Origin of the sequence: Marinobacter flavimaris, from assembly GCF_045057155.1 — a bacterium.
GTDB lineage: Bacteria > Pseudomonadota > Gammaproteobacteria > Pseudomonadales > Oleiphilaceae > Marinobacter > Marinobacter manganoxydans.
This window is the reverse complement of the sequence record NZ_CP171359.1, coordinates 2,465,013-2,491,025: the sequence shown is the minus strand read 5'-3', so window position 1 is coordinate 2,491,025 and position 26,013 is coordinate 2,465,013. Positions and strand designations below refer to the sequence as shown.

The following is a 26,013-nucleotide window of genomic DNA, read 5'->3' as shown; positions in this document are numbered from 1 at the left end:
CGTTCAGACCGGCGCTACGCCAAATAGCCACTGGTGGGCCCAGACCACCATGATCACGTACACCGCAAGGCCACCAATGACGGCGATGATGTCATTGGCTTTGGTGGCTGGCAGCGTTGGAATGGCCCGTTGGGTTCTGCGCTTCATGGAGATCCGGTCGGCCACGGCCCAGGCCAGGAAGGCGCCGAACAGCAGAATATCGTGGAGCATCCCGTTTGCGAGAAGGTGCGCAAGAGCCCAGAGTTTGACGGCAGCCAGCATGGGGTGCCCCAGTTTTTCCTTGATTTTCCCCGGGAAGTAAGTGGCGAAGAGCAACGGGAATACAGGTACCAGAAGCAGGAAGGACACATGCTTGAGCCAGCCGGGAGGCACGTAGATCACGGTGGGATCCATCCGGGCGGCGCCGTATCCCCAGACGATCAGAACCAGGCCTACAAGGGACACCACGGAATAGAGTCCTTTGAAGGCTCCCTCGCCCATGGACGCGTTCAGCCGGTTACGCAGCGGCTCGTTAATTATGGAAAGCGAGTGCACGCCGAGAAACAGTACCAGACCGACAATCAGTGTGGTCATTTGCAAAACTCCTTTTGGCTTAAGTGACAGGGTTGCCTGATTGGCAGGGCGCTTTGCGTCGAAAGCCCTTTTGTGTGAAATCCTGATTAGTATAGGAAACCGGGACAGCAGATGCCTGAGCGTTTATGATCGGCGATCTGATTCACCGGATTGAAAAGGCGCCCATGAAGTTTCCCAAGGTTACTGTTGTACTGGTATCTGCTGCCCTGCTGTTTGTTCTCTGGGAGCAGACCCGCGACCAACCCGATCCCATCGATGCAAGCCGCCTGACCAATTTGCGGGCCAATCCGGTTGAATTGAGTGCTGCAGTTGACTGGATTTTTACCCAGATTCCGGACTTCTGCTCAGACGCCACTGGCGAGGGCAGTGAAACCAGAGCCCATGCTGATTGCGTCAAAAAAGCCGAGGCACGAACCTCCACGTGTCGGCGGATGCTTTACGATCGATTCCCGAGCGTTGTTGCCTCAGAGGCGGTATTCCGGGACGTTTCGCTCACGGCCATGGAGTGTCTGGTGCCCCGGTCCGTTTTGGTAAAGTAGGCCATATCACAACGACCTTCCGCCAGGATAGGTGTCAGCATTCCGAAGTTATCTGGGTCACCGTGCATTCCGGGTCGCCGAAGGAATCGTACTCGACATAGCAACCCGGAAGACCTGGGGCCGATCCTGAAGGCACGGAGAATCCTGCGCGGGTGTACTGGTTGTTGACGAAAGTTTCGAGCGAGGAATCGTTGGCGTCCACCGAGATGTAATCCAGCATTGTTAGCGAATCCGCAGCCTCGGCTCGGCTTTCAGGGCAAAGGTTGCGCCAGTCCACCTCTGAACGGCCCGCTTCAGTTTCTATTACGTAGCCAGTCTGCTGATTTCCGCCAGGATTGGTTGCTGCAGGTGACAGACCCTGAGCATAGGCCTTGCTTCTTACAATTCCGATGGTGCTTTGCATCGTGCCTGCCAATGAGTCCAATGCGGCCAGGCGGGCATCGGTGGAGAGGTCCGAGAAGCGGGGGAGCGCAAACGCAGCCAATACCGCAAGTATCAGAATGACGAGAACCAGCTCTATCAGGGTGAATCCGTGTGAATCTGGGATGCTCTTATACGATAGAAACATGAATGACTTCGTTCGGCGGATTTGAAATTGCAGGCATTATCCCATTTGGCAGGGCATGAAGCCATGCCTTCTCTGACGGGGCCATCAGACCTGCATGTAGCTTCCTTCGAATCATTAGCGTTTGAAAAACCTCGGATTTCGTTCAATAAAAGAATCAATCCAGCGCTCCAGAAAGGAGCGTTTGTCAGGGTTCTTAAGATAGCGCCAGCCTAATACGGAAATGACCAGTGCCCCGGTCGCATCGACGATCAGGTCCCACATGGTATCCGTCAGCCCGGAAGGATCACCAAGCATGGGCTTTTGCATGTTCATGCCAAACAGGGAATCCATGGTGAACTCGAAAATTTCCCATAGTGCGCCCACGCCAAGTGCAAACATGAATGCGAAAAATGCAACAAAGCCGGGTTTCATGTGCACGTGAATCTTTTCAGTCTCGTTCATTATGTGCACCAGGAGAAAGCCGAGAATACCCAGCAGGAACCCCGACATGGTATGGAGCGCCATATCCCACCACCAGAACCGCGTGTAGTAATCACGGATCTCTCCGAGAAACAGGGAAGCAAACACAAACCCTATGGCGGCCAGTTGCAACTCCGGCGGAATGTGGATTCTGAAGCGGCGCTCAAACAGCAACGGGAAGAAGGTGATGGCGATAATCATGGCCGTCAGAAATGCGGTGAACCATCGTTGGCCCCATACTGCAAAGAGCGCTTCACCAAGCAGTATCAATTGCAGAGCAATGGTAAACCTTTGGTGCGTTACGCGAATGCGCATAGGTCTCCCAAGTGAGTGGTTAAACGGCACTTTTGCATGAGTTGTACGGCGTTGGTATAGGGATGTAGGATCAGTCTGGACGAGAGGCCGCCTCAAGAATCATCCATGGTTCAGCAGGATCTGACAAGTTTTGGTGCTGTCCTGGTTCTACTCTGACCCCCGATCAACCATTGTTCCCGATAGCTACAGGACCCCACTGGCATGCCCATCTCTGTTCACTATGGTTTGACGGTACTGATCTGGGGTCTCACCTGGACAGCGATTCGTCTGCAGGTTGAAGCGGCGCCGGTCGACATATCCGTGTTTTACCGATTCTTTATGGCTTCTGTCGTGACACTGGTGGTTCTTGCCATGGTGCGCAGGCTGGAGAAGTTGACCCTGAAACAGCACGGTTGGCTGGTGCTGCAGGGGGCAACCCTGTACAGCCTGAACTTTCTGCTGATTTATCGTGCTGCAGAATCGATGACAAGCGGTCTGCTGGCGGTGGTGTTTTCGCTGGCCGCTCTGTTTAACGCTTTGAATGGCTGGCTCTGGTTACGGCTCCGGCCTACCGCCCGGCTTTATCCGGCGATCTCTCTGGGGATCACAGGTGTGGCACTGCTGTTCTGGCACGATCTGCAACTGGGGAATGCCACAGCCACCAGCATTCTTTTCGCCATTGGCGGCACCTTCTGGTTTTCCATGGGTAACCTGGTAAGCATCAAGGTGCGGATGTCTCAGGTGCCGCTGTTACTGGCCAATGCCTGGGCCATGGTTTACGGCGCGGTGATTCTTGGCATCTGGTGCCTGTTGCTTGGTGTTGAGTGGGTAGTCCCGACCTCAGCGACTTTCTGGGGCGCAACCGTCTTTCTGGCCGTTCCCGGCTCAATCATCGCGTTCTATTGCTACATCACGGTGATTCAGACGCTCGGCGCCGACAAAGCAGGCTACGCGACGGTACTTTTCCCCGTGGTTGCCCTGAGCGTTTCGACCTGGCTCGAGGGCTTTGAATGGACAACAACGGCGGTACTGGGCGCTTCGCTGGCGCTGCTGGGCAATTATGTTTTGTTCCGATCGGCCAAAGCGTAGCGCTCGTGAAGCTCTCTCAGGGCGTCAGCAAGAGCGGGGAAGGGACCCTCAGTGGGAACGCCCGGAACAACCTCATTGATCGGAAGGGTTGCCACGGGTGGTGGCGCCACGTGCAGTTCGTCCAGCCAGGCTGAAAGCTGCTCTGACGAGCTTGCATAGACGATTCGCCCAAGGCCAACCCAGCCGTGTGCAGCCGCGCACATCGGGCAGTGCTCGCCAGGGCGCCCACTGTTCGGCAAAGGCCAGTTGCTCTTCTTTTGTCGGTCGGGCATCCAGATTTTTGATGTCCTGTATTGCGGATGCCAGTGCCAGGTCGCCTTGGGGCCAGACATCCGGCCGTCGTAGCGCCATCATGTAATAGATGTCGACGGTCCAGGGCCCCAAACCGGGTACTTCTAAAAGGTGGCTTCGGCCCTGCACATCGTCAAGCTTTTCGACTTGCGCGAGGTCGAGTTTGCCGTCGGTTATGCGGTTGGCCAGCTCGACACAATACCTGGATTTCTGTCGGGTAAGCCCGACTCGTCTTAGCTCAGGCTCGCCAGCCCTCTGGACCAGTTCCGGGGTTACCGATCCAAGGTGGGACGCTAGCCGCTGGAACATCGTAGCTGCGGCTTTGAGCGAGACCTGTTGTTCAAGGATGATGTGGATCAATGATGCAAACCCCGGTTCGCGAGTCCAGATTGGAGGGTATCCCAGTCGGGCTCGCACCTCGTAAAGATCGGGATCTTTCTCAGCGAGGACGTCAACGCCCATTTTCAAGGTTTCGTCAGTGATCGTCTTTTGTTGCATAAAACCCTGTTCGGCTCTATGGGGATTATCAGATCAGTCGAGCAAACTGGACTGCTGCTTTGGAGACGACGCCTACGAGGTCTGTAAACATCATAAAAGTGTGTACGACACAGACCGTCTTTGGTTCTCAGGCCTGTCAGTCGGCGAAACACGACCGTCATTCCCATAGGGATATGCCCGTAGCTCCGAAAACAATCCTGATGTGAGTGGGGTGCGTAATTCCTAGTGCTTTTAAGGTCCGACCAATGAGGTGAAGTTACTATGAAATTAACTTTCAAGAATGGTTTAGCCGCAGTTGCACTGACCCTTGCGTCCGGCGTGGTTATGGCAGCAGAGCATGTCGTTGAAATGAAAAACTCTGGCGCTGACGGCGCAATGGTCTTTGAGCCAGGATTTGTGAAGGCTGAGCCCGGCGACCCGGTCAACTACGACGCTGCCAAAGCCGCGGTGGACAAGCTGACCGCTGCTGCCGCCACGAATAAGGATCGGCTGAAGGGTTACTTCGAGCAGGTTCAGTAATCTGGTTGAAGCCGTTTTTGCCGCGGCCTCCGGGGCGCGGCATTGTTTGTGAAACACAAAATCACCTATCCTGAATCCCGAACTTCCGGATACGCGCAGGAGAAGAGCGGATATGGCCAGACTCTCAGATCATGTGGATTGGCAATATGTGTTTCGGGAGTACTGGCACCTCTATAGATTTGGTTCTGCGGGTGGAAACCCGGTCATTCGTTCGCATCTCAAAGATGTCCGAAATCGACTTAACGCTGAACTTGAGTCCAATCCTGTTGTTGAGTTTGACCAACCTGTGCAGCTTCCAGTATGCGCATGGCTCGGGCGGGCTCTGGACCAGGGATTGAGTGAGCGGACCGCACCAGTTGTTAGAGTCCTGACGCGAGTCTCTGGCCAGCTTACGTGGCGCTATGGCTATGAAAGGATGCATAAAAGCCTGGCCCGTAAATACGCGTACGCTGAGCTGATGGGCCCGAACGGACCTGTGCTCAGCAAAAACGTCATACTGGGCCTGGTGCTATTCGGCCCAAAATGTACCTACCCGGAACACAGTCACGACGGCATCAGCGAGTCGTACATCTGTTTGAGTGGTTCGGTCTCTGACAGCAACTACAGCGTATTTACGCCGGGCTCCCTGTTCTTCAACCCGCCGGAAAAAGCCCACCGTATGACCACCGGGGACTTTGAGCCTACGCTCCTGGCCTACGCCTGGACGGGGACACCTGAAAAGCTCGCGAACCAGAGAATGAGCTTTGCGGGACGCAAGAGTTAAACGACCTGGTTCAGCCCTTTCAGAGGAGAGATTACCGCGCTGATCAGCGCGGCAACCGCTCCCAGATAGTTACTTCCGACAGGGTATGCTGGAACTTGTGCTGGGTTTCGCGGATAACGAAAGGCACCTTTCTCGGCTGACTGACTAGCCTGAAATGCTGTGAGAGGTGCTCTTTCAGGCCATCCAGCGTGGTGTGGTTCTCACCATCCTTTTTGAAACCGCCAATCCACTCTTCCTTCGGCGTGTGTTCCTCCAGCCAGGTGTAGGGTGAAGCAATAACCAACAGCCCACCGTCGTTGATTCGCTCGTGAATGCTGTCCAGAAAACGCCTTGGGCGGTAGAGGCGATCAATAAGGTTGGCCGCCAGAACAAGGTCGTAGCCCGAGTACTGCGGTTTCAGGTTACAGGCATCCCCCTGGTAGAAGCTCACGTTCTCAGAACATTCCTCGAGGCCAAGTTCTTTGAGCGTTCGGGTGTGATAGCTGACCAGTTCGCCTTCCTCTGCAAGTGCATAGCGAATGGAGCCTTGCTCGGCCATTTCCACGCCCAGCCTGATAAAGTTGGCTGAGAAATCGACGCCTTCCACCTGGTCAAAGCGCCTTGCCAGCTCGAAACTGGACCGGCCACAGGCGCAGCCCAGATCCACTGCTTTGCCGGTGGGCTTGCCATTCATGGCACCCAGGGCCAGATCCGCCAGGGCCTTCGGAAAGTTTTCCACGCCAAACCAGGTGTCACCGAAGTGGAGCTCCGCGTATTCAGTCAGCAACCGGTCGCTTTCGTAGTAGGCATTGGGTTGCACCGCTTCGCTTTCCGAGTCGATGTAGCGGAAGCCGGGCAGGAAGATGCTCCATGGTCCAGGTGCAGGTTGGCGTTGGCAGGGTCGTTGTCCACCTCTTTGATACCGGTTTCCTCCCGTTTCCACTCGCAAAAGGCTTTTGCTTCGTGGTAATTGACTTCCACCGGCCAGTCCCACGGCATCTCCACTTCCTCGGTCATCAGTCGCAGGTGCCACCCATTCTGCCAGCGCCAGAACGTTGGATGCCTGGCCTTGGCGAATTGGCGCCAGGCGCAACCTTCTTCACTCCAGAACCGGTCTTCCTGGTAACCGCCAGCTTCAACAAACGCCAGGAATTCCTGATTGCTGACCAGATACTGACTGGCCCTGAACTCATCGACCTCGGCTTCATGCTCGCCGTATTCATTGTCACAGCCGTAGTAGGCGTCATCGTAGGGTTTGCCGATTGAAACTGTGCCGGCTGGCACGGTGATCAGCTCGTTTTCCGGCGCTTCACCGGTTTCACGAATCGGGGCCCCTTCCGGCTGCGGGCGGACCATTGCCAGATCATGCTGGCGGATCAGTACAGACGAGGTCTCCAGATGGATACGCTCGTGCTCGACGCCCATGACGATGGGCCACCAGGGGCTCTCCCAATTGATTGGCAGGCTGAGCGGCAGTGTTTCGATCAACTCGAGAACGGTGGCCCGGACTTTGGCCCGGTAATCCATGACTTCGGCGACGGTAGGCCAGTCGTAATGGTCCTCGTCCAGATCGTCCCAACTCATCTCATCGACACCCACTGCAAAAATCGACTCCATGCGCGGATCGATGCGCTCGGGTAGCAGCTTGGCCAGAACCAGCTTGTTAACGAAGAATGGTGCGGTGTGGCCAAGGTAGAAAATGAGGGGGTGTCTCAGAGGGATCGACTTCTGGAAGTATCCGGCGTCCTCAGCAAACCTGTCGTGCGGCACGCCGCTCTGGATGAGAAGGCGGTTTCCGGTATTGGCACTGTCATTGTCGAACACGTCCTTTGTTTTTTTACCCACATGCATACGTTTCGATGGTCAGGGATGGTTCAATTCTCCCTGCAAACCGTTTAGAGCTTCCCTGTGGTCAAAGTGTTACACGCCAGCTTCTTTTTTCGCCAGGGCGACTGTCCGGGGCGCGCACCAGCTGCACCGAGGAGAATCGCCGTAGTAACGGACGGTTGATCAGGTTCAGGGCAGCCATGAACGCAATGTTGGCGGCGAATAGAATGGCAAACGTGCTGTTGGAGAGGCCAGACCATTCCTGGTAGATGAACGAGGAATGGGTGATGAGCAACAGCATGGTGCTGAAACACAGAACCTGAATGCCGATAAAACGCATGGTGGTTTTATGTCTGAGCACCAGCAGGTAGTTGGTCACCAGGGACCGAATCGGTGTGGTGGTCGGGATTCGAGGCTGGAGCTTCGGGAAAAGCGCAACCTGCAGCGTCAGGACAAGAAACGCGGCATAGCCCGCCAGCATGAGAAGTATCCACTGCCACTCGCCAAGCGCCAACATGAGTGACCCCAGCGAGGGTGCTGCAGCGGGCGCTATGAACATGATCAGCCCAATGAGGCCGAACAGCCGGGCGGCGGTTTTCATCGGAGCATGCGTATTTTCAGAAATCCCCGTGCATGAACCGCTCACTTCCTGCAGCCTGCGCGGCTTTTTCTTCCAGAGGCAGACCTTATGACCGTGCAATCCGAATCTCTCCCGCGAGCCAGAAGTGGGCCGCTGACAGACAGCGATCCCGTTGTTCTGGTGCTCACTATCGGCTTCATACTTCTGTTCGTAGGGGCCTCAATATTCGACAGTAGCTACGTGGCGGAACTCATCGGTAGCGGGTTTGCGTGGACCGCCACCTATCTGGGCTCCTTTTTCCAGTTACTGCTGCTACTCACATTCTTCATCGCCATTGGAACAGCCCTGAGCCGGGCCGGCGCCGCTCGGATAGGCGGACTGGATCGACCAGAAATCGGCCGTTTCCGGTGGCTGTCGATGATCATGTGTACCTTGTTGGCCGGAGGCGGGGTGTTTTTTGCCGCTGGTGAACCGGTTTACCACTTTGTTGTTACGCCTCCGGCTTTTAATACCGAAGCTGGCTCCGCCGCAGCGGTCGCTCCCGCCATGGCCCAGTCGTTCACGCACTGGGGATTCCTGGCATGGGCCGTGCTCGGCTCCCTGACAGCCCTGGTCCTGACGCGGGCCCACTACGGACAGGGCAAACCTTTGCAACCAAGAACGCTGTTGTACCCGGTATTCGGTGAGAAAGTCATTCAGGGGCGCCTCGGTGGTGTCATCGATGCCTTCTGTGTGATTGCCGTGGTGGCCGGCACCGTCGGGCCCATCGGTTTTCTCGCCACCCAGATGAGCTTTGGGTTGCATGAGCTGTTCGGAGTGCCAGACGGCTACGGTACCCAGCTGAGCGTTCTGGTGGTTCTGGCCGGGGTGTACATGACTTCTGCCATGACCGGTCTGCATAAGGGCATTCAGTTGCTGAGCCGTTTCAACGTGATATTGGCGTTGGTTATTGCCGGGGTTATCTTTGTCTTCGGCCCCACGCTGTTCCTGGCGAATACCTACACCCAGTCGATGGGTGAATACGTCACCTCGTTCTTTGCCATGGCAACCATGACCGCAGAAACGGCACCGGCCTGGTGGATGAAATGGTGGACGGTGTTTTTCTTTGCCTGGTTCATTGGTTATACGCCGTTGATGGCAGTGTTTGTTGCCAGAATCTCCCGGGGCCGGACAGTTCGTGAAATGGTTCTGGCGGTGGCCGTATTGGCCCCCATCGCGACCACCATCTGGTTCACCCTGCTCGGTGGCTCCGGTATCTATCACCAGCTAGCCGGTACTTTCGACCTGACTGAAGCTCTGAACAACTTTCGCTTTGATGTCGCCACACTGACCGTGGCTCAGGCTTTGCCCGGCGGCACCTGGATGGCGGCGGCGATTCTGTTGCTGACAACCATTTTCGTTGCCACCACCGGCGACTCCATGAGCTATTCGATTGCTATGGTCGGAGCTGGCCACGACGAACCAAGCCCTTGGATCCGTGTGTTCTGGGGCGGTGCCATGGCATTGATGGCGGCCATTCTTCTGTATATGGGCGCCGGCCAGATTGGCGTACTCCAGCAGTTCATCGTGCTGACAGCGATTCCGGTTTCACTGGTTATCCTCCCCTCGCTCTGGACCGGACCGAAAGCTGCCATGGCGATGGCACGGGAGCAAGGGCTGGTCTAGGCTTTTACGGGGCTGAGCGGAATACAGGGATGTGTTCGCCTGCCCACTTTTCTGATTGAAAGCTCGGGGAGGGCAGATGCTGGAATCGTTTGAAGCCGGTTTCAAGGCATGGTTGTGGCCGGGTTTTACGGCGATTCTCGCAGTTGCTGCGACCTATGTCGTGTACCGACTGGCTCTGGCAGTCTTTCGGCATTTTTCAGGGTCCAGGACGGTCATTCGCCTGTTCCTCGATGCGGCTGCCCGGGCGCTCGGTGTTGTTTTCTGTCTGCTCACCCTTGCAGGTTCGCTGGCGGCCGCACCACCGGATCTCCCGTTGATGGCGGCGATTCAGCAAATCACCACCCTTCTACTCATCCTTGCCATCACCTGGGCGGCCGTTCGACTGACATCGGCCATTGGCGAGGTCATTGTCGCGCTCAATCCAGTGCTGGAAGGGCATTGGAAGCGGGCGCGCAAGGTCGAGACCCAGACCCGATTCCTGGTCCGCGCACTTAATATTCTCATCGTGATCATCGGCCTGGGCGCTGCCCTGATGACCTTTGAATCGGTTCAGCACATGGGCGCCAGCCTTCTTGCCTCCGCGGGTGTCGGCGGCCTTATTCTCGGGTTCGCGGCCCGTCCTGTGTTGAGCAACCTGCTGGCCGGTATGCAGATCGCTCTGACCCAACCTTTCCGTATAGACGACGTGCTGTATGTGCAGGGCGAGTGGTGCTGGGTAGAGGAAGTGACAGCCACCTATGTGGTTTTGCGGGTCTGGGATCTGCGTCGCCTTGTAGTGCCACTGCAATGGTTTATCGAGAACCCGTTCCAGAACTGGTCCAGGAATACCGCAGAGTTGCTGGGAACAGTTTTTATCTGGGTGGACTACACCATGCCGGTTGAACCGCTCAGGCAGGAGTTCACTCGTTTGCTCAATGAATCGGGGCTCTGGGATGGCGAATTTTCCTCGGTGCAGGTGACCGATTCCAGTGATCAGGCCATTCAGGTGCGTTTTTTGATGAGCGCCGCCAATTCCAGCAAGAACTGGGACCTCAGATGTGCGATCCGGGAGGGCATGGTAACCTTCATTCAGGAACACTACCCGGCTCAGCTACCCAGGCTTCGAGCCCGAGTGGTTGAAAACTGAGCCTTGGTTGAGCGCTTGAAGGCCAGGCGAGATCAGAACTTATAATTTAGCCCCACCGCAAACAGGTACGAGGATTCATCGTAGAAGGTCAGGTTGGATTGGGTGTCGCCAAAGCCGGCAAAAGAAATAAACGACCAGTCCTTCCAGCCCATGAATTGCGGGTACTCGTAAGCTGCAAGCAGGCTGAGCTCATCATCAGAACGCTTTTATTGAACAACGTGCTGGCGCTGCCATCGACGTTAAAGTTGGACGTTGAAGAGATGATCCCCGCATTTAGCGAGACTTCACCACTGAATCCCTTTTGCGGAGGCGCCGGTTGGGCGAATACAGGCAACGCGATGCACAGGATCGGGAGGGCGAGGTACTTTTTCATTCGGATGCTCCGATTATTCTGAATTAGACGCCGTTTCGAGGTCTGACCTCAGTGATGCTCCTTTTACGCGTGAATAGTGTCTTGCGGTTCAGCATGGTTCTAGCGGTGCTGATTTTCCACGCCAAGATGAACTTTACTGGTGAATGGTTGCGAATCTCCCCGGAAATGTATCCCTTTATGCTCTTAGGCAACCTGGCCCTTGCAGCGTTGCTGATAATGTTTTGGATAAGCGGCCGCCAGTCTCCGCCAAATACGTGTTAGGCTCCGCCGAATACCGAAAAGCAAACGACTGGAGTGGCGTACCTGACATGAGCAGTGAAGACCTCAATCAAGTAATGGAAATGGATGGTGAAGAGCGGTACGACTACTTCCTGAGCCAAGTGGCCGAGGAACGGGAAATCTGGATCCTGGTTAACGGCCAGAGCCAATTCCTCAAGATCGCCTCGGACGATGGCGATGTGGAATACCTGCCCGTGTGGCCGGCTTCGGCGTTTGCCGCCGAGTACGCCAACGGCGGCGATGAGCTGACGCCCCGCAGTATTTCACTGCCGGACTTCTTCCGGAAATGGGTCCCCGGTTTAACGAAGGATGGCCTCGATGTGGGTGTATTTCCCGGCCCTGATAAAACGGTATGGATCACCGAACCGGCAGAGCTCAAGCAGGATCTTCAGGACGTAATGTCTGATTTCTAGTACAGTTTTCATCGCCTGGCCGCTTTGGCGAGACGAGTAATATGAAGCGCTGCTTGATTTCGTCTGGTCTGCCCTGATCATTTATCTCAGTACACAATCTGAGGGCAATCAATCATGACTGATATCCGACACCTGGTCTGTCCCCACTGCCACAAGGTAAATCGCGTGCCTGCGGATAAATTGTCATCTGGCGGCAATTGCGGCGCCTGCAAACAGCCGTTGTGGCCGGATCAGGTTCTGGAACTTACAGACCAGAGCTTTGCTAATCATACCGGGCGCAGTGATCTGCCGGTGCTGGTGGACTTCTGGGCGAGCTGGTGTGGCCCCTGCAAAATGATGGCGCCTCAGTTCGAACAGGCCGCGAGAGACTGGCGGGGCAAGGTACGTTTTGCCAAGCTAAATACGGAACAGGCCCAAGGCCCGGCCAGCCAGTTTGGCATTCGCAGCATCCCTACCATGATCCTGTTCCAGAATGGCCGGGAAGTGGCCCGCCAGAGCGGCGCCATGAATCAGGCGCAGATCAGCCAATGGCTGCAGTCGAAGGGTATTCGCTAGCCTGATAAGGCTGTTTATTCGCTGGCCGGTCATTAAAACGCCACAATGGCTGAGGCCCTGCCATTGCAGGGCTGAAGACACCTATCCGAGCTGTTCCCACAAAGTTATCCACAGTTTTTGTGGGTAAAGCTGACTTTGCAGCGACATCGACTTTCTTATGGTATGTAGCCAGAATTCGAGCCAAACTGTCTGTAACTCGAAAGGCAGAGTCGGGCAAGCGACGGCCTTACCCGGTTGATCACTCCAACGAGGACCGAATGAGAGCAGTCCTGTTTATCATCATGGCATTCTGGTTCCTTCCAGTTTCGTCCCAAACGCTCAAGATTATGGGTTCGGACGAGAGCTTTCTCCCGTTTTATTACGGCAATGATCTCAGCGAGGGCATTCTGGTCGAGGTGATCAATGAATTCACCAAACAGACCGGTATCGCAGCCGATTTCGTCCCGATGGCGCGTAAACGCCAGGCCTGGGCTCTGGAACGAGGACTGGCCAACGCGGTTTTCGCCAACCCGCTATGGATGCCTTTGCCGGACCAAATGCACGCCGTAGGGCCGTTGTTAACCTGGCGTGACCGCGTGTTCGCGCAAACGGTGCGATTACATCGTCATGAACGAAACGGAGTTCCGGTTTCTTGCACAGCTGGGGGACGTAGATCCGGAACCTTATAGCACGGAACTGATAGACGCCGAGTGGCCGGTCTATCTTGGGATACTTGAAAACGAGACAGCTTTAATTGAAGCGGCGGAAGCTTTTTTCTCTACCTACACGATTGACGTGGAGGCCATGCTACCCAGACTGCCACGGCCGGACCGTTGAAGAGATTGATGGTCGGTTTGTCGATACGCCAGGCATGCGAGCGGCTTTCCAGGCGTCGTACCAGAATGTCCGCTTTGCAATCTAGCCGCATCCAGGGCACTACTAAACAGAAGCGAACATTGGGACGAGGAGCTCTTTAACTGCTTTTGCTTGAAGGTGTCGGCCAGCCGTTATCTCTCCAACAAATGCCCTGATTGAGGGACGGGCCGGGAAAGCTCATTACAGGGAGGCCATAAAGGCCTTATCAATTCGTCTGTGTGCACAAAGAGCGTATACAATGGTGGCCGAGATTGGTTCATTAATCATGTGAGGGTACAATGAGCGATAGTCGGCAAACAGCCAAAACGACCTCAAGTGGCAGGGGCCAAGTATCAGGCTCCGGGCCCGGAGATAACGGGCTGGATGCTATCTATCGGTCAATATCGGAAGCCATTATTGAGCATCGGCTCAAGCCGGGTGCACGTCTGCGCGAGGACGCGTTGGCTGATGTTTTCGGTGTCAGCCGTACCGGCATCCGGAAGGTGCTCCAGCGTCTTGCCCTTGAACAATTGGTCACTCTCACGCCACGGCGAGGGGCCAGTGTGACCAGGCCATCGGTCGATGAAGCCAGAGACGTGTTTGAGGCCCGTCTTTTGGTTGAGTGCGCTATGATGGATGCAGCGGCAAAGCGTATCACCGAGGAAGACATTCAGGAGCTGCAGGAGATGGCAAAGCAGGAGCGGGAAGCGCTCCGCAATCGTGAACAGCGAATCGCTATCAAGCTCTCAGCGATCTTCCATGCCCGTCTTGCCGAAATTTCCGGTAACCGTACGTTGGCCGGATTTGTTGGCCAACTGGCCTCCCGCTCCTCGCTAATCCTGGCCGTGTATGGCAATGCCGGTCATCTGGGTTGCGAGTCCCACGACCACGATAACCTGATTGATTTCCTTGCCGCAGGCGATGGGGCGAAGGCCAGTGATTTCATGGAACGACACCTGAAGTCGATCGAAGCGTCGTTATCGATTTTTGAAGAGCCCGAGGAAACCCCGGACTTGTGGGATATCTTTGCGGTTGATGCTTGAGGCTCAAACCAGAACGCCCCGCTTGTGAGGGCGGGGCGTTCTGGCAAGGCCTTGGCAGGCTGTTGGATCAGCTATGGGTCTGAAGCGCCGCCAGGCTCTGTTTTCCGGGCATGATCACCCAGTAGAACAGGCCGCCGAGGGCGGCACCAATCAACCATCCGTAACCGCCCAGGCTGCTCAGGGCCGGTACCAGAACCGTCGAGATGGAGAACAGGGCCGCTAGGGCGAAGGCCGCAATAGCACGGGTGTTCCATCCCTTGGCGTAGTGATAGGCGCCGTCGGGGCTGGAGGAGAACAGCTGCTCCATGTTCAGGTCCTGTTTTTTGATCAGGTAGTAGTCCACCACCAGGATGCCGTAGAAGGGTGCGAGTATGGCACCGAGCGCATTCACGAAGCCGGGTACCCCGATCTGGCTGATCACCGACACCCACAGTGCTCCAACAAAGAACGCAATGGTTGCGGTAATCAGCCCGCCGATCCGGAAGCTGATTTTACTGGGGAACAGGTTGGCCAAGTCGTAAGCTGGCGGAATGAAGTTGGCTACCAAATTGATGCCCACCGTTGCGGCGAAGAAGGTCAGCGCCGCGATAATGGTCAGAGCCACGGAATCGACGCGTTCCACGATTTCAGTGGGGTTGGTCAACGGCTCGCCAAACAGCACGAGGGTGCCCGCGGTGATGATCAGGGCGATGAATGAAAAGAACGCCACGTTCAGGGGCAGGCCTAGCAGGTTGCCTAGTTTCATTTCTTTCTCACTGCGGACAAACCGGGTGAAGTCGCCGAAGTTGATAACCACGGCTGCGAAGTAGGCCACCATGGTGCCGACGATTGCAAAGAAGGCACCAATCGGGTTCACCGATTCCCCACTACTGGAGCTGAAGATGGAGCCTACGGCGGGCAGGAGTTGATCGCCCGCCTTAGTCCAGACCACGATCATCAGGCCAATCATCACCAGGTAAACTAGAGGGCCGGCGCAGTTCAGGAAGCGCTGAATGTGCCGTAGGCCACTGCAGAAGATGGCGATCTGAAAAACCCATACGATCACGAAGGAAAGCCAGGCCACGCCCGACAGCCCGAGGAACGTGGTGCCGTCGCCCGGGCCGTAGAAGGCCGTAATCAGCAATGTCACGGCGGTGGAGGCGAAGTAGGTTTGCACGCCGTACCAGAAGATGCCAACGATCCCCCGCAGCATGGCCGGAAAGTTGGCACCCCGAACCCCCATGCTGGCGCGGCTCAGCACGGGAAAGGGAATACCGTATTTGACGCTGGGCCGTCCCGACAGGTTGACCAGTACCATCACAATAAAGCCGGCGAGGATAATTGCGGCCATAACGGCCCATCCATTCAGCCCATAGGTCAGGAACAGGGAGGCTGCCAGAGTGTAGCCAAACAGGCTTTGGATATCGTTGGACCACACGTTGAAGATTTCAAACCAGCCCCAGGTTCGCTTGGTGTGTGGGATCGGCGCCAGATCCTCGTTATAGAGCGTGGGATCGATCTGGCGGATGTTCAGTTCACTGTCTTTCATGATTGTCACCGTTTTGTCTGAGGGCGTATTCAGTCGCGGAAGCGCTGACAGGCCGGCCAGTGTTTCATGAGCAGGTAATAGCTCAGCCCGGCGGGAATCAGGCTGGCGTACCAGGACACGGCCGAGAAACTCAGGGCAACGATGACGCCCAGGACGGTTGCAATCAGAGCCGCATAGTTCACGCCCTTATAGGGGCCATCGGGGTTGTAGAGGTGATCCAGATTCAGTGTACGACCACGGATCAGGTAGTAGTCCACCACCAGGATGGCGAAGATCGGTCCGAGGAACGCGGAGTAGGTCTGTACAAAGATCTGCAGGCCAGCCGCAGAGCCGTCTTTCACCAGTTCCCAGGGGAAGGTGGCGAATGCCAGCAGGCCAACAATGATAGTGGCCTTGCGGAAGGTCAGCTTGAATACGTCCATCAGAACATAGGTGGGCGGTACCACATTATTCAGCACGTTGGTGGTGACCTGCGCAAAAGCAATGAACATCAGGGTGGTCATCAGAAGCGGCTGGTTATCTACAGCGTTGGCGAACACTTGAATCGGGTCGGCAATGCCGGTGGCTTCTGAAACCATGTAGCCGATCAGGCCCATGAACAGGGTGCAAGGCAGGATCGACATGGAGTAGATGGTGGTCAGCAGTCCGGGGCCGGTGCCGTATTCATGCTCCCGTGCGTAGTCACTCACATTGAGGATCATGGTGCTGTAGATGCCAAGGAACAGCATGGTGGCACCCCAGAATGGCAGGCCCCAGGAGCCTTCCATGGTCAGCAGGTTCGCCGAGAGGGTGTCGCCGTAGCGCTGGACGGTGCTGTAGAACATGTAGACGAGGGAGGCCAGGATGAAAGCGCTGCCCACGTTCTCCAGCCATTTGATGCCCTGGAAGCCGGTGACGGAGAGGGCGATCTGCAGCAGCTGGAAGGCGATGAAGAAAAAGACCAGGTTATCGAAGCCAAAGAGGGTGGTAGAGACCATGTTCAGCGCCCCGGCACCAATCCAGCTTTGGAAGCCGTACCAGACGATGGCAGGGACCGCCCGAACCAGCCCCGGCAGGCGGGTACCGCCGAAACCGAAGGCGCTGCGGGCCTGTACCATAAAAGGAATGCCGTATTTGTAGCCGGCTGCGCCATTCAGGGCCAGTGCTGCGCCAATAATGAAACAACCAATGGCGATGGCCAGCGAGGCCTGCAGCAGGTTCAGTGTGCCAACCACGCTGGATCCCATGGTAAAGGTGCCGATGGAAACGCAGCCACCGAACCACGCCAGCAGATAAGAAGTGCGCCCCATGATGCGGGTTTTCTGGGGGGCAAGGGATTCTTCCCCGAGTGCCTTGGAGGCGGTGCCGGGTGCTTCCTGGTAGGAAGCATCAAAATGGGTCTGTGTTTGAGGGGTGCTCATGGTCTTCCTCGTTGTGTATGCAGTGTCGTTGTCCACGCCGTTACCGGTGTAGATGTGTGTGCCCCGTGTGGTTCTGGTGGGGATTTATAGTTGGGACTGCATCAGATCTCTTGGCGGTGATGTCTTTTTTATTATTTATTCAGGTGAGAGAAACTCTCAAAGCGACCGACGAACGGCTTCGGACGCGGGAACGCCAGGTCACCGTGTTTGCTGGTGCCCAGGTTCAGTCCAACCAGGGCTTCCGACAATTTCACAGCGGCCGTGACGCCTTCGACAATTGGCAGACCGACGGCCTCCGAGATGTAATCGGTGAGGTCGGCCATGCCGCCACAACCGAGCACAATGGCGCCGATGTTGTCTTCTTCTTTTGCCCGCAGGCACTCTTCGATCAGGCGTTGAAGGGCGGCGTCCGCGTTGTCTTCCAGGTCCAGCACGGGGATTTCTGCGGCCCGAACCCGACGGCAGTGATGACTGAAGCCGTAGTTCTCCAACAGGTGCTCGGCAATAATGCCGGTACGTCCCAGAGTGGTGACAACGGAAAAGCGCGTGCTGATCATGGTGGCGACGTGGAAGGCCGCTTCGGCAATGCCGACAACGGGTGCTCGGGTGAGCTCCCGCGCTGCCAGGAGGCCGGGGTCCCCAAAGCAGGCGATGATGTAGGCATGAACAGGGTCGTCACCCCGTTCGCCGGCCAGGACCTCCTCGGCAACACCGACGGCGCTGATGGCTTCGTCGAAGTGGCTTTCGATGGACACCGGGCCGCTATCCGGCTGGGTTGCGGTAATTCTGGTGCCCGGTGCAGCCACGTTTTCGGCCGCTTTGCCGATGGTCTCGGTCATGCCGCGTGTGGTGTTGGGATTGATGATTCGGATATGCACGGTTTCCCCGGTTCGATTTTTTGGTGAACAAAACAATAAGTAATTGTACACAATCTAGAACGACTTCTGCGGAGGGTGCAAGTTTTTGTTGCAGAAAAATTGCAATCCTCAGGTTCTGCTGGGCGCTTAGCAGGCCATGAGCCCGGCCTTGAAGGCGATTCATCGCTCTGAGTGACGTAAATTTTTCACAAAAACAGATTTTTTGTATACAATTTTGTGTCAACGTAAAGTCAATAGCCCCGAAATCGATTTCCTGTATTAAGTTGAGGACGCGTAGTTATGAGTATGACAACGGATTACCCCCGTGACCTGATCGGCTATGGCCGTGATCTTCCGGAGGTTCGCTGGCCGGGCCAGGCGAGGGTGGCCGTACAGTTCGTGCTCAACTACGAGGAGGGCGGCGAGAACTGCGTGCTGCATGGTGATAGCCACTCCGAGCGTTTTCTGTCCGAAATTGTGGGCGCTGAGCCGTTTGAAGACCGCCATATGAGCATGGAGTCGATCTATGAATATGGCTCCCGGGTTGGGGTCTGGCGTTTGTTGAAAGAGTTCGAGCGCCGTGACCTTCCGCTAACGGTGTTTGGGGTTGCGATGGCGTTACAGCGTCATCCGGAGGTGGCGCAGGCCTTCCGTGAGCTGAGTCATGAGGTGGCCTGTCATGGCTGGCGCTGGATTCACTACCAGGACATTCCGGAGGACATCGAACGTGAGCACATGCGTCGTGCTATCGAGATATTCCAGGAACTTTACGGCGAAACGCCCATGGGCTGGTATACCGGCCGGGACAGTCCGAACACTCGTCGCCTGCTGATGGACGAGGGCAGTTTCCTGTACGACTCCGACTATTACGGTGATGATTTGCCATTCTGGGTTCAGCAACAGGATTCCGCTGGCGAGTCCCATAATCATCTGGTGGTGCCGTACACCCTCGACACCAACGATATGCGATTCGCAACACCGCAGGGTTTCAATACCGGGGATCACTTCTTCGAGTACCTGCGTGATGCTTTTGACGTTCTCTATGAAGAGGGCAAGGAAACGCCGAAGATGCTTTCGGTGGGGCTGCATTGCCGGCTAATCGGCCGGCCGGGCCGCTTCCGTGGATTGCAGCGTTTTCTCGACCATATTGAGTCCCACGACCGTGTCTGGGTGACACGTCGCGCGGATATTGCCCGGCACTGGGCAAAGCACCATCCTTTTGAATCCGGAGCACTCTTATGATCGACAGGCAAAATCCCTCTCCCTACTACGCACCGACCGGCGGCCATCCTCCCCAGACACAGCTGCTGACGGATCGCGCCGTGTTCACCGAGGCGTATGCCGTCATCCCGAAAGGCGTGATGCGGGACATCGTCGCCAGTTACCTGCCGTTCTGGGAAAAAACGCGTTTGTGGGTTTTGTCCCGCCCGCTCTCCGGATTTGCCGAGACCTTCTCGCAGTACATCATGGAAGTGTCTCCGGGTGGCGGTAGCGAGCGACCGGAGGTTGATCCCGGAGCCGAAGGCATTCTGTTTGTGGTGGAAGGCCAGATGACGCTGACCCTAGCAGGGGAAACGCATAAGATGGCGCCGGGTGGCTATGCATTTATTCCGCCGGGCAGTGATTGGGCGGTGCGCAATGAGTCTGGCTCAACGGTTCGGTTCCACTGGATTCGAAAGGCCTACGAAGCGGTGGATGGCGTCGACTATCCGGAGCCGTTTGTCACAAATGAAGCCGACATTGAGCCCATCGAGATGCCGGACACCAGCGGCTGCTGGGCCACCACGCGTTTTGTGGACCAGAGCGATATGCGCCACGACATGCACGTGAATATCGTGACCTTCCAGCCAGGGGGCGTGATTCCCTTTGCAGAAACCCATGTGATGGAGCACGGGCTGTATGTGCTCGAAGGCAAGGCCGTCTACCTGCTAAACAAGGATTGGGTGGAGGTGGAAGCCGGTGACTACATGTGGCTCAGGGCGTTCTGCCCCCAGGCCTGCTATGCCGGCGGCCCGGGCCGTTTCCGATACCTGCTGTACAAAGACGTGAATCGCCACATGAAGCTCAATGGCTTCGGTGCTCGCTGAAAAGCAAAGGGAAAACCATCATGCTGAAACTGACAGCCCAGCCTTTGACACCGGAAGCCTTCGCTCCCTTTGGCGATGTGATCGACAGCCGGAGCGCTACGAACTTCTTCCCCATCAACGGTGGCCGTACCCAGCGCCACCATGATCTGGCTGGTGTTGAGATACTGGGTGAGGGCGGCCGACCGATGATCAGTATTTTCGTGAGCCAGCCGGTGCAGGTTCCACTGCAGGTTGACTGTCTGGAGCGGCACCCGTTGGGAAGCCAGGCGTTCGTTCCCATGCACGGCGAGCGTTTCCTGATAGTCGTGGCACCGCCGGGCGACGGCATTGATCCGGAAGCGGTTCGTGCCTTCGTAACCGACGGACGGCAGGGTATCAATTACCGTGCAGGCACTTGGCACGCCGTGCATTCGGTCTTGGAGTGCGAGGGTGAGTTTCTTGTTGTTGACCGGGGTGGGCCAGGGCACAACTGTGATGAGCACCCAGTTCACGCGCTCATCACTCTGAATTGATCGAACCGTCGGTTGACATCGGGTTCTACCGTGTTTCCACAGACGGCTTTAAAACGGCTGTGGAAGTACCCCGAATGTTCGCTTTGCGACCATACCGTGTACCAAAAGCTTGTTCCTTGAGGGCACAAAACATGTTGTGCCGCTGGCCTGGGTTTGGGATCGCGGAGCCAGAGAATGGCTTGGCCAGAAGCGCCGGTCCATCGCCAATGATCCGGTTAATCTTTTGCCGGTCAAGGCGAGCCTGAGCAAGGGAGCCAAAGGCCCCGACGAATGGCTGCCCCCATTGGGCGAGTGCGGCTATGTAGCTCGCTTCGTTCGGGTGGTAAAGTCATACTATCTGCAGCCCACTGCCCCGGAGTTGGCCTGCTTGTGATTGCGGAGAGTGTGCCATGAAAACCAAACGCCCAACCGAAAAAGAACTCCTGGACGGCCTAGATGCCCACACGGCCCATGCTGACGAGCTGGCCGAGCCGCTCCCTCAGGAGCTTACACCTCTGGAACGCCTAAAGGGGACAGTCAAAGCCTACGAGCGACCAACTGATCCGGTTTGGGACGAGTGGTTCGACTCTGAAGGCGTTAGTGACGACTTTATGGAGGATCGAGAGCAGCCCAAGAAAGGACGAGAATAATGGCTATCGATAATGAAAAGGCCAAAGGGCATGTGGCTCTCAAGGGATTCTTTGGTATCTGTCGCGAGTGGGACTGCACCCAGGAAGAGATGATGCAGATGCTCGGCGGTGTATCCCGGAGCACGCTGGCCAAGTATCAGAAGCTGCCACACGTAAAGCTCTCGCGGGATACCCTGGAGCGCATCAGCTACATCCTGGGCATCTACGAATCCCTGAGGGTTATGTATCCAACGGCCGAACGCGCCAATCGTCGGATTCGCCTGGAAACCAGTGAGCCTCCCTACCTTGGAGCGTCAGCCCTGGACTTTATGGCGCAAGGCTCCATGAAGCACCTCATGGAAACTCGACGCTACTTTGATGCAAAGCGGGCGGGGTGACCAGCCCCCGTCGACCAAGATTTTGGGCGGTCAGTTTGGTCACCTTTTTTGCTTGAGCGGTAGGAAATACGGAGCCAGCTCGAGAGGCCTTCCATGCTAAGGATCACCCGGATCGACCTGAACCCCTTTTTCACCTTGCCGCACCGCACCAGCGGCTCTGCCGGTGTGCCTCTGCATAATCGCCTGCCGTTTTATCGAGCCTATGCCACCGGCCTTCCGAGTCATGTGAAGAGTCTTGTGCTGACCTCTGATCTCCAGGGGCGAGAAGCCGGCAGTCAGAATCGGCTGCTCGGCGTGCCTGTGGCTGAGGCACTTTCGGCATTGTCTCGGGAAGGTGTCATTCCGGCTCCCGACGCGGTGTTTCTTTGCGGCGACCTGTACGACTATCCCGACTGCCACAAAAGGGGCGGTACTGGAACGGTAGATGAGGTGTTCCAGGCGTTTTCTGAGGTCACGCCCGAAGTTGTCGGCGTCCTGGGGAACCACGACCAGATGGATCATCCCGAAGCGCTTCCAGATAACACCACCCTTCTGGATGGCGGGGTGGTTAGGGTTTTGGGCAACCTGAACGTCGGTGGCGTCAGCGGTATCGTGGGCAATCCGAATCGCAATCAACGGCGAACCGAGGACGATTTTCTGGCCGCACTGGAATCGGTAACCGATCAAGCCCCTGAGATCCTTCTGCTCCATCAAGGCCCAACCGACCCGGAACGGGCGAATCGACGGGGTGATCCTGGGGTAGCGCTGTCGCTCGAAACCGGATTTCAAGGGCTCACCGTGTTCGGCCATACTCGGTGGGGCTGGCCCTGGCTGATTTCTCTGGGTGAGGGTCAGGCTTTGAATGTCGATGGGCGGGTCGTGGTGGTTTTGCCGGAGGTTGACGGAGTTTTCGGTTTCAGTGCAAAGGTCAAAATTCCATAGCCGGAAAAAATGTCCTAGAAACCGTGGACACACCATGGACACAATTTGGACACAGACAAATAAAAAGGGCCTACGTTTTCACGTAAGCCCTTGAAAAATATGGCGCGCCCGAGAGGATTCGAACCTCTGACCTCTGCCTCCGGAGGGCACAGATTTAGGTCGGTGTTGAGCGGTATAGTAGGGGCTGATTCGAGCCAGTTCAAGCAGATGCAGTAAGAAGACCTGCTTGTATGGAACCCTTGTCCTGAGCGGTTTTCAACGATTAACGCCATTTCTGGGCACAGAGATGTCCTGAATTGATTGACTGAAATTGGACACTTTGACCGCTGCCTGACATGGGATTTCTTCGATCGTATGGCATTATCTCATGCCTTTGAGTTTGGTCAATGTGTCGGGTTTTGGCTGTCTCGTTAAGGACAGAAGAGACTCAAAAGAATTGTAGCATGCTACATATTTTTGAGTTTTTTGAAGCGGATAGGGGGCACCATTTTCGTCTCAAGTTCCACGCCTCTGCAGACAATGTTGAAACGCCGGGACCGTCCTCACGCAAGGTTCAAGAGCGTTGCTGTGTAGCTGGGAATTGTTTGCTGGGTGAGATTTAGCAAATGTCTCAGACGGCAATTCACCAAAAAGTTGTCTGTAGTCTGAGGAGAACTGGCTTAGATGGTAAAAGCCGTTGAATGAGGCAGCTTCAGAAACGGAGCTTGTTGAAGGCTGGCACAGCATTCTTTTCGCCCTGTTTAATCTGCTTATCCTCAGGAAGGTCATGGGGCTAATGCCAAGAATCGTCTCAAAGCTATATTGCAAAGTCCGCCGGCTAGCGCACCCCACTTCGCATAGAGTTGTCATGGTGACAGGGGCAATACTCTCCGTTGCCATGTAATCCTTGATTCGCTCTACCACGGCTTTTCTGTGCTGATAACTTGGAGCCACCTTCTTATTGGGGATCTCCTCCGCTAACAACTCCAGCAACCCCATGATCAACAAGTCATGGTGAAGGTCTGAGTCGATTTTGTTTATTGTTGGCTGAAGGATTCGCCGCAATAAGTATCGGAAGTTCTGTAAAGTTCTTAGTGAAAGGCGTAACCGAGGGTAGTTCTTGGCATCTAGCAACTTAAGATCAATATCCTCTGATGCCTTGTGGGACTGAAGCTTGGCTTTGCTAACAACAATGCTTAGCATGTCGAAGCTTTCTGGAGTGACGAGCTCGAATTCTGTGCTCCCAGGCCTACAGAGAACATCACTGGATTCGACGCTCTGGCCATTGATGCGCGTTTCGTTGCGCTTACTTGGAAACCCGAACCAAAATGAGTCTGGCCAAACCTTACAGCGCTGAAGTAAGGAGCGGCCAGTATGTTCATTGAATAACTGAAGCCCACCAAAATTCAGCTCGTCGATACGTCCGCAAAAACGCCCCGCCCCTATTTGGTCGTACTCCTGTTCCCAGTCTGTAAGGTTGCCTGCCTGATCATTGGCATCATTTGCGATGACTGTGCACCTATGTGGTGCATGTTGTTCTTGTCGGTGCACTGCGACCTCGGTGTCGGCATGCACTTTGAGTATGGGCGTGACGCAGTTTTCGTGCACATAAGGCTTTAAGGCTGTTTTCATAGCACTTTTGTGCCCCTTAATGTTTGCCAAATTTCGATAACGCCCTCTTGGCGTAGCTCGCTACATTGAAATCCACAGCAAATTACGTTCCGTGTCGGACGGGGCGTGAATCTTGTTTTCAGTGAAAAAAGCGAGAGGAAGTTTATGTCCCATAGGTATGTCTACCAGTTAGGCACCAGAACCTGGTCGTTTCAGGGATTACGGGATGTCATGGCCAAAGCATCGCCTGCGAGATCCGGCGATCGACTCGCCGGCGTGGCAGCTTCCAGCGCGGAAGAGAGAGTTGTGGCCCAGATGTGTCTGGCCGAGGCAATAAATCGTTGTCGATATGAAAATTAAAATTAAGGAGTTTCAGGTGAGCAAAATCTTCAAATCAATAAGCGCTCCGCTGGCGATAGCTTTAGTAGCAACACCGGCGTTGGCCGCGGAGCCGGTCGGGCGTGCGTCACCGACCGTAGAAGACCTGAAGGTTGAAATAAATCAACTGACGGCTGAAGTGGAAGAGCTCAAGAAAGGCGATTCCCCCTTCACGGTGAACGGTTATTACCGCCTGCAGGCGACCTCAGAAAGCCTGGATGAAACCAACGAGAACAGCAGTTCATTTGTTGACCAGCGCCTGCGTGCAAAGATCACCGGCGACCTCAACGATAACGTGAGCCTGGTTTGGTACGGTGAGCTCGATTCTCCCTGGGGTGAGAAGGGAAGCTGCCAGGGTGACAATTGCGGCAAACTCAGCGCCGACGGCGTTGGCGTTGAGACCAAAAATGTCTACGCTGAACTGAAGGTGCCGAACAGCGACTGGAAGGTGCGAGCGGGCGTCCAGGGGTATGGCTTCGGCAAGTACGAGAGCCTTGTTACCAACGACGACATGAATGGCGTCTCCTTTGCGGGCAATGTTGGTATGGCCACGCTGACAGGTGGCTGGTTCAAGTGGGAAGAAAACGATAGAGATTCTGCGGACGACGTGGACTTCTACATGTTGAGTGCCGAACTTCATCCCAGCGAGGTTTTCCACTACGGCCTTACCGGAGCTCAGATCAGCAACAGCAGTCCGGATGCTCTGAATGGTACGGCGGCTCGAACGGATGACAACTATTTCGGTGCCTACGCCGATTTTACCTTTAACAAAATGGGCTATAGCGGCTCGGTACTTTACAAAAAGTCGTCCGGGCGTGACTCTGACGCAACAGATGGCGACACGTACATGTTGAATCTGTATGCCCAGAGGCATTGGGGCAATGCAAGCCTCAAGATTCACGGCATCTACATTCCGGCTGATGACAGCAGCAATGGTGCAGATCGCTTCGCGGCAAACCAGTCAGGCTGGGAGCTGAATAGCAGCAATCTGCAAATCTTCGGAACAGACTACTACTACAACAATGGTTCCCAGGGGGCCAAGTCAGTTTATGACGCAGCTTACCAGGGATACGGTCTGATGGGGCTGATAGTCTCGGGTGATCAGGAACTTTCCAACGACTACTACCTGAAGTACGGCACAGGATACTTCCGCGCTGCCGACGACGCGCCCGACAGCGCTGCTCAGGCCAACGGCTCAACCCTTGGTACTGAAGTCGCTGCTCAGCTTGGTAAAAAGTTTGCCGGCGTGTATGACATCAGCCTCCGCGGTTCTTACGGTTTCATGGGAGACTTCTACGGAGATGACCCGGAGGATACCTATAAGGTCGTAGCTATGGTCAATATCAGTTACTGATCAACGTGTAATTTCATGATCTGATACAACGGCCGGGCCTTAGTCCGGCCGTTTGTCATTGAGCCGAACATGCGGAAGGTCGGCAATGATTTTGACGAAATCCTCCAAATGAG

At 55.7% G+C, this 26,013-nt stretch carries 30 protein-coding genes and 1 pseudogene; 19 read left to right on the top strand and 12 right to left on the bottom strand.

Annotated features, from left to right (window positions below):
• Positions 1-3: 3 nt before the first annotated feature.
• The gene (locus ACGK9W_RS11730) at positions 4-573 is read right to left on the bottom strand and encodes an NnrU family protein (RefSeq protein WP_008172359.1); all 570 of its coding nucleotides are present in this window, start codon (positions 571-573) and stop codon (positions 4-6) included.
• 125 nt (positions 574-698) lie between these two features.
• On the opposite strand from ACGK9W_RS11730, the gene ACGK9W_RS11725 reads away from it, so the two are divergent.
• Positions 699-1,112 (top strand): hypothetical protein, encoded by a 414-nt coding sequence (locus tag ACGK9W_RS11725; RefSeq protein ID WP_008172358.1) that lies wholly within the window; start codon positions 699-701, stop codon positions 1,110-1,112.
• Between the two features lie 34 nt (positions 1,113-1,146).
• Here ACGK9W_RS11725 and ACGK9W_RS11720 read toward each other — a convergent pair whose 3' ends face one another.
• Both ACGK9W_RS11720 and ACGK9W_RS11715 read right to left on the bottom strand, forming a co-directional pair.
• Entirely contained in the window at positions 1,147-1,680 is a 534-nt protein-coding gene (locus tag ACGK9W_RS11720) for a Tfp pilus assembly protein FimT/FimU (RefSeq protein WP_008172356.1), read from the bottom strand.
• A gap of 114 nt (positions 1,681-1,794) precedes the next feature.
• Positions 1,795-2,454, bottom strand: coding sequence for a hypothetical protein (locus tag ACGK9W_RS11715; RefSeq protein WP_008172354.1), 660 nt, complete (start codon positions 2,452-2,454; stop codon positions 1,795-1,797).
• A 201-nt stretch (positions 2,455-2,655) separates the two neighbouring features.
• Between ACGK9W_RS11715 and ACGK9W_RS11710 the strand changes: the two genes are divergently transcribed.
• Positions 2,656-3,522 (top strand): DMT family transporter, encoded by an 867-nt coding sequence (locus ACGK9W_RS11710; RefSeq protein ID WP_008172352.1) that lies wholly within the window; start codon positions 2,656-2,658, stop codon positions 3,520-3,522.
• 72 nt (positions 3,523-3,594) lie between these two features.
• Here the strand turns inward: ACGK9W_RS11710 and ACGK9W_RS11705 are convergent, their stop codons facing one another.
• Positions 3,595-4,311: a DNA-3-methyladenine glycosylase gene (locus ACGK9W_RS11705; RefSeq protein ID WP_008172349.1), complete on the bottom strand. Its 717-nt coding sequence runs from the start codon at positions 4,309-4,311 to the stop codon at positions 3,595-3,597.
• 261 nt (positions 4,312-4,572) lie between these two features.
• Here ACGK9W_RS11705 and ACGK9W_RS11700 point away from each other — a divergent pair, with 261 nt between their 5' ends.
• Together ACGK9W_RS11700 and ACGK9W_RS11695 are read left to right on the top strand one after the other, a co-directional pair.
• Entirely contained in the window at positions 4,573-4,830 is a 258-nt protein-coding gene (locus ACGK9W_RS11700; protein ID WP_008172348.1) for a hypothetical protein, read from the top strand.
• 112 nt (positions 4,831-4,942) lie between these two features.
• On the top strand, positions 4,943-5,593 hold the full coding sequence (locus ACGK9W_RS11695) for a dimethylsulfonioproprionate lyase family protein (RefSeq protein ID WP_008172346.1): 651 nt from the start codon (positions 4,943-4,945) through the stop codon (positions 5,591-5,593).
• A gap of 43 nt (positions 5,594-5,636) precedes the next feature.
• Here the strand turns inward: ACGK9W_RS11695 and ACGK9W_RS11690 are convergent, their stop codons facing one another.
• From ACGK9W_RS11690 to ACGK9W_RS11680, 3 genes are all read right to left on the bottom strand, one after another.
• Positions 5,637-6,392 carry a putative 4-mercaptohistidine N1-methyltransferase gene (locus ACGK9W_RS11690; protein ID WP_202945858.1) on the bottom strand — a complete coding sequence of 252 codons (756 nt, stop codon included), beginning with the start codon at positions 6,390-6,392 and terminating at the stop codon, positions 5,637-5,639.
• Entirely contained in the window at positions 6,353-7,417 is a 1,065-nt protein-coding gene (ovoA, locus tag ACGK9W_RS11685) for a 5-histidylcysteine sulfoxide synthase (protein WP_199185495.1), read from the bottom strand. The genes ACGK9W_RS11690 and ovoA overlap by 40 nt, the downstream gene beginning before the upstream one ends.
• A 67-nt stretch (positions 7,418-7,484) precedes the next feature.
• Positions 7,485-8,000, bottom strand: a complete 516-nt coding sequence (locus ACGK9W_RS11680; protein ID WP_008172345.1) for an MFS transporter — start codon at positions 7,998-8,000, stop codon at positions 7,485-7,487.
• An 87-nt stretch (positions 8,001-8,087) separates the two neighbouring features.
• On the opposite strand from ACGK9W_RS11680, the gene ACGK9W_RS11675 reads away from it, so the two are divergent.
• Both ACGK9W_RS11675 and ACGK9W_RS11670 read left to right on the top strand, forming a co-directional pair.
• Positions 8,088-9,644, top strand: a complete 1,557-nt coding sequence (locus ACGK9W_RS11675) for a BCCT family transporter (protein ID WP_008172343.1) — start codon at positions 8,088-8,090, stop codon at positions 9,642-9,644.
• Between the two features lie 76 nt (positions 9,645-9,720).
• On the top strand, positions 9,721-10,770 hold the full coding sequence (locus ACGK9W_RS11670; protein ID WP_008172341.1) for a mechanosensitive ion channel family protein: 1,050 nt from the start codon (positions 9,721-9,723) through the stop codon (positions 10,768-10,770).
• Between the two features lie 32 nt (positions 10,771-10,802).
• Here the strand turns inward: ACGK9W_RS11670 and ACGK9W_RS11665 are convergent, their stop codons facing one another.
• Positions 10,803-10,922 (bottom strand): DUF2860 family protein, encoded by a 120-nt coding sequence (locus tag ACGK9W_RS11665; protein WP_008172339.1) that lies wholly within the window; start codon positions 10,920-10,922, stop codon positions 10,803-10,805.
• A 529-nt stretch (positions 10,923-11,451) separates the two neighbouring features.
• Here ACGK9W_RS11665 and ACGK9W_RS11660 point away from each other — a divergent pair.
• The 4 genes from ACGK9W_RS11660 (at position 11,452) to ACGK9W_RS11645 (ending at position 14,267) form a co-directional block, all read left to right on the top strand.
• Positions 11,452-11,835 (top strand): DUF2750 domain-containing protein, encoded by a 384-nt coding sequence (locus tag ACGK9W_RS11660; RefSeq protein ID WP_008172335.1) that lies wholly within the window; start codon positions 11,452-11,454, stop codon positions 11,833-11,835.
• A gap of 114 nt (positions 11,836-11,949) precedes the next feature.
• Positions 11,950-12,390, top strand: a complete 441-nt coding sequence (gene trxC / locus ACGK9W_RS11655) for a thioredoxin TrxC (RefSeq protein ID WP_008172333.1) — start codon at positions 11,950-11,952, stop codon at positions 12,388-12,390.
• Between the two features lie 257 nt (positions 12,391-12,647).
• Positions 12,648-13,058, top strand: coding sequence for a hypothetical protein (locus tag ACGK9W_RS11650; RefSeq protein WP_405416904.1), 411 nt, complete (start codon positions 12,648-12,650; stop codon positions 13,056-13,058).
• 465 nt (positions 13,059-13,523) lie between these two features.
• Positions 13,524-14,267 (top strand): GntR family transcriptional regulator, encoded by a 744-nt coding sequence (locus ACGK9W_RS11645; protein ID WP_008172329.1) that lies wholly within the window; start codon positions 13,524-13,526, stop codon positions 14,265-14,267.
• 67 nt (positions 14,268-14,334) lie between these two features.
• On the opposite strand, the gene ACGK9W_RS11640 is transcribed toward ACGK9W_RS11645, so the two are convergent.
• From ACGK9W_RS11640 to ACGK9W_RS11630, 3 genes are all read right to left on the bottom strand, one after another.
• The gene (locus ACGK9W_RS11640; RefSeq protein ID WP_008172327.1) at positions 14,335-15,795 is read right to left on the bottom strand and encodes an NCS1 family nucleobase:cation symporter-1; all 1,461 of its coding nucleotides are present in this window, start codon (positions 15,793-15,795) and stop codon (positions 14,335-14,337) included.
• Between the two features lie 29 nt (positions 15,796-15,824).
• The gene (locus tag ACGK9W_RS11635) at positions 15,825-17,195 is read right to left on the bottom strand and encodes an NCS1 family transporter (protein WP_273045040.1); all 1,371 of its coding nucleotides are present in this window, start codon (positions 17,193-17,195) and stop codon (positions 15,825-15,827) included.
• A 131-nt stretch (positions 17,196-17,326) separates the two neighbouring features.
• Complete coding sequence (locus tag ACGK9W_RS11630) at positions 17,327-18,073, bottom strand: aspartate/glutamate racemase family protein (protein ID WP_008170030.1); 747 nt, start codon at positions 18,071-18,073, stop codon at positions 17,327-17,329.
• 285 nt (positions 18,074-18,358) lie between these two features.
• Between ACGK9W_RS11630 and puuE the strand changes: the two genes are divergently transcribed.
• The 7 genes from puuE (at position 18,359) to ACGK9W_RS11595 (ending at position 22,578) form a co-directional block, all read left to right on the top strand.
• Positions 18,359-19,294: an allantoinase PuuE gene (gene puuE / locus ACGK9W_RS11625; protein ID WP_008170031.1), complete on the top strand. Its 936-nt coding sequence runs from the start codon at positions 18,359-18,361 to the stop codon at positions 19,292-19,294.
• Positions 19,291-20,139: a bifunctional allantoicase/(S)-ureidoglycine aminohydrolase gene (locus ACGK9W_RS11620; protein WP_273045038.1), complete on the top strand. Its 849-nt coding sequence runs from the start codon at positions 19,291-19,293 to the stop codon at positions 20,137-20,139. Before puuE ends, ACGK9W_RS11620 begins: the two co-directional genes overlap by 4 nt.
• A 20-nt stretch (positions 20,140-20,159) precedes the next feature.
• Positions 20,160-20,651, top strand: coding sequence for an ureidoglycolate lyase (locus ACGK9W_RS11615; protein ID WP_008170033.1), 492 nt, complete (start codon positions 20,160-20,162; stop codon positions 20,649-20,651).
• A gap of 136 nt (positions 20,652-20,787) precedes the next feature.
• Positions 20,788-21,024, top strand: coding sequence for a hypothetical protein (locus tag ACGK9W_RS11610; protein ID WP_273084905.1), 237 nt, complete (start codon positions 20,788-20,790; stop codon positions 21,022-21,024).
• A gap of 16 nt (positions 21,025-21,040) precedes the next feature.
• Positions 21,041-21,280: a hypothetical protein gene (locus ACGK9W_RS11605; protein WP_008170035.1), complete on the top strand. Its 240-nt coding sequence runs from the start codon at positions 21,041-21,043 to the stop codon at positions 21,278-21,280.
• Positions 21,280-21,657 (top strand): antitoxin Xre-like helix-turn-helix domain-containing protein, encoded by a 378-nt coding sequence (locus ACGK9W_RS11600; protein WP_092034452.1) that lies wholly within the window; start codon positions 21,280-21,282, stop codon positions 21,655-21,657. Before ACGK9W_RS11605 ends, ACGK9W_RS11600 begins: the two co-directional genes overlap by 1 nt.
• Positions 21,658-21,750: 93 nt before the next feature.
• The gene (locus ACGK9W_RS11595; RefSeq protein ID WP_273084903.1) at positions 21,751-22,578 is read left to right on the top strand and encodes a metallophosphoesterase; all 828 of its coding nucleotides are present in this window, start codon (positions 21,751-21,753) and stop codon (positions 22,576-22,578) included.
• Positions 22,579-23,073: 495 nt separating this feature from the next.
• On the opposite strand, the gene ACGK9W_RS11590 is transcribed toward ACGK9W_RS11595, so the two are convergent.
• Complete coding sequence (locus tag ACGK9W_RS11590) at positions 23,074-24,189, bottom strand: helix-turn-helix domain-containing protein (RefSeq protein WP_008173710.1); 1,116 nt, start codon at positions 24,187-24,189, stop codon at positions 23,074-23,076.
• 144 nt (positions 24,190-24,333) lie between these two features.
• Between ACGK9W_RS11590 and eutB the strand changes: the two are divergent.
• A pseudogene (gene eutB / locus ACGK9W_RS11585) lies at positions 24,334-24,498 on the top strand (ethanolamine ammonia-lyase subunit EutB); the annotation flags it as partial.
• A gap of 46 nt (positions 24,499-24,544) precedes the next feature.
• Positions 24,545-25,900 (top strand): hypothetical protein, encoded by a 1,356-nt coding sequence (locus ACGK9W_RS11580; RefSeq protein ID WP_405416899.1) that lies wholly within the window; start codon positions 24,545-24,547, stop codon positions 25,898-25,900.
• The last annotated feature ends 113 nt before the right edge of the window (positions 25,901-26,013 follow it).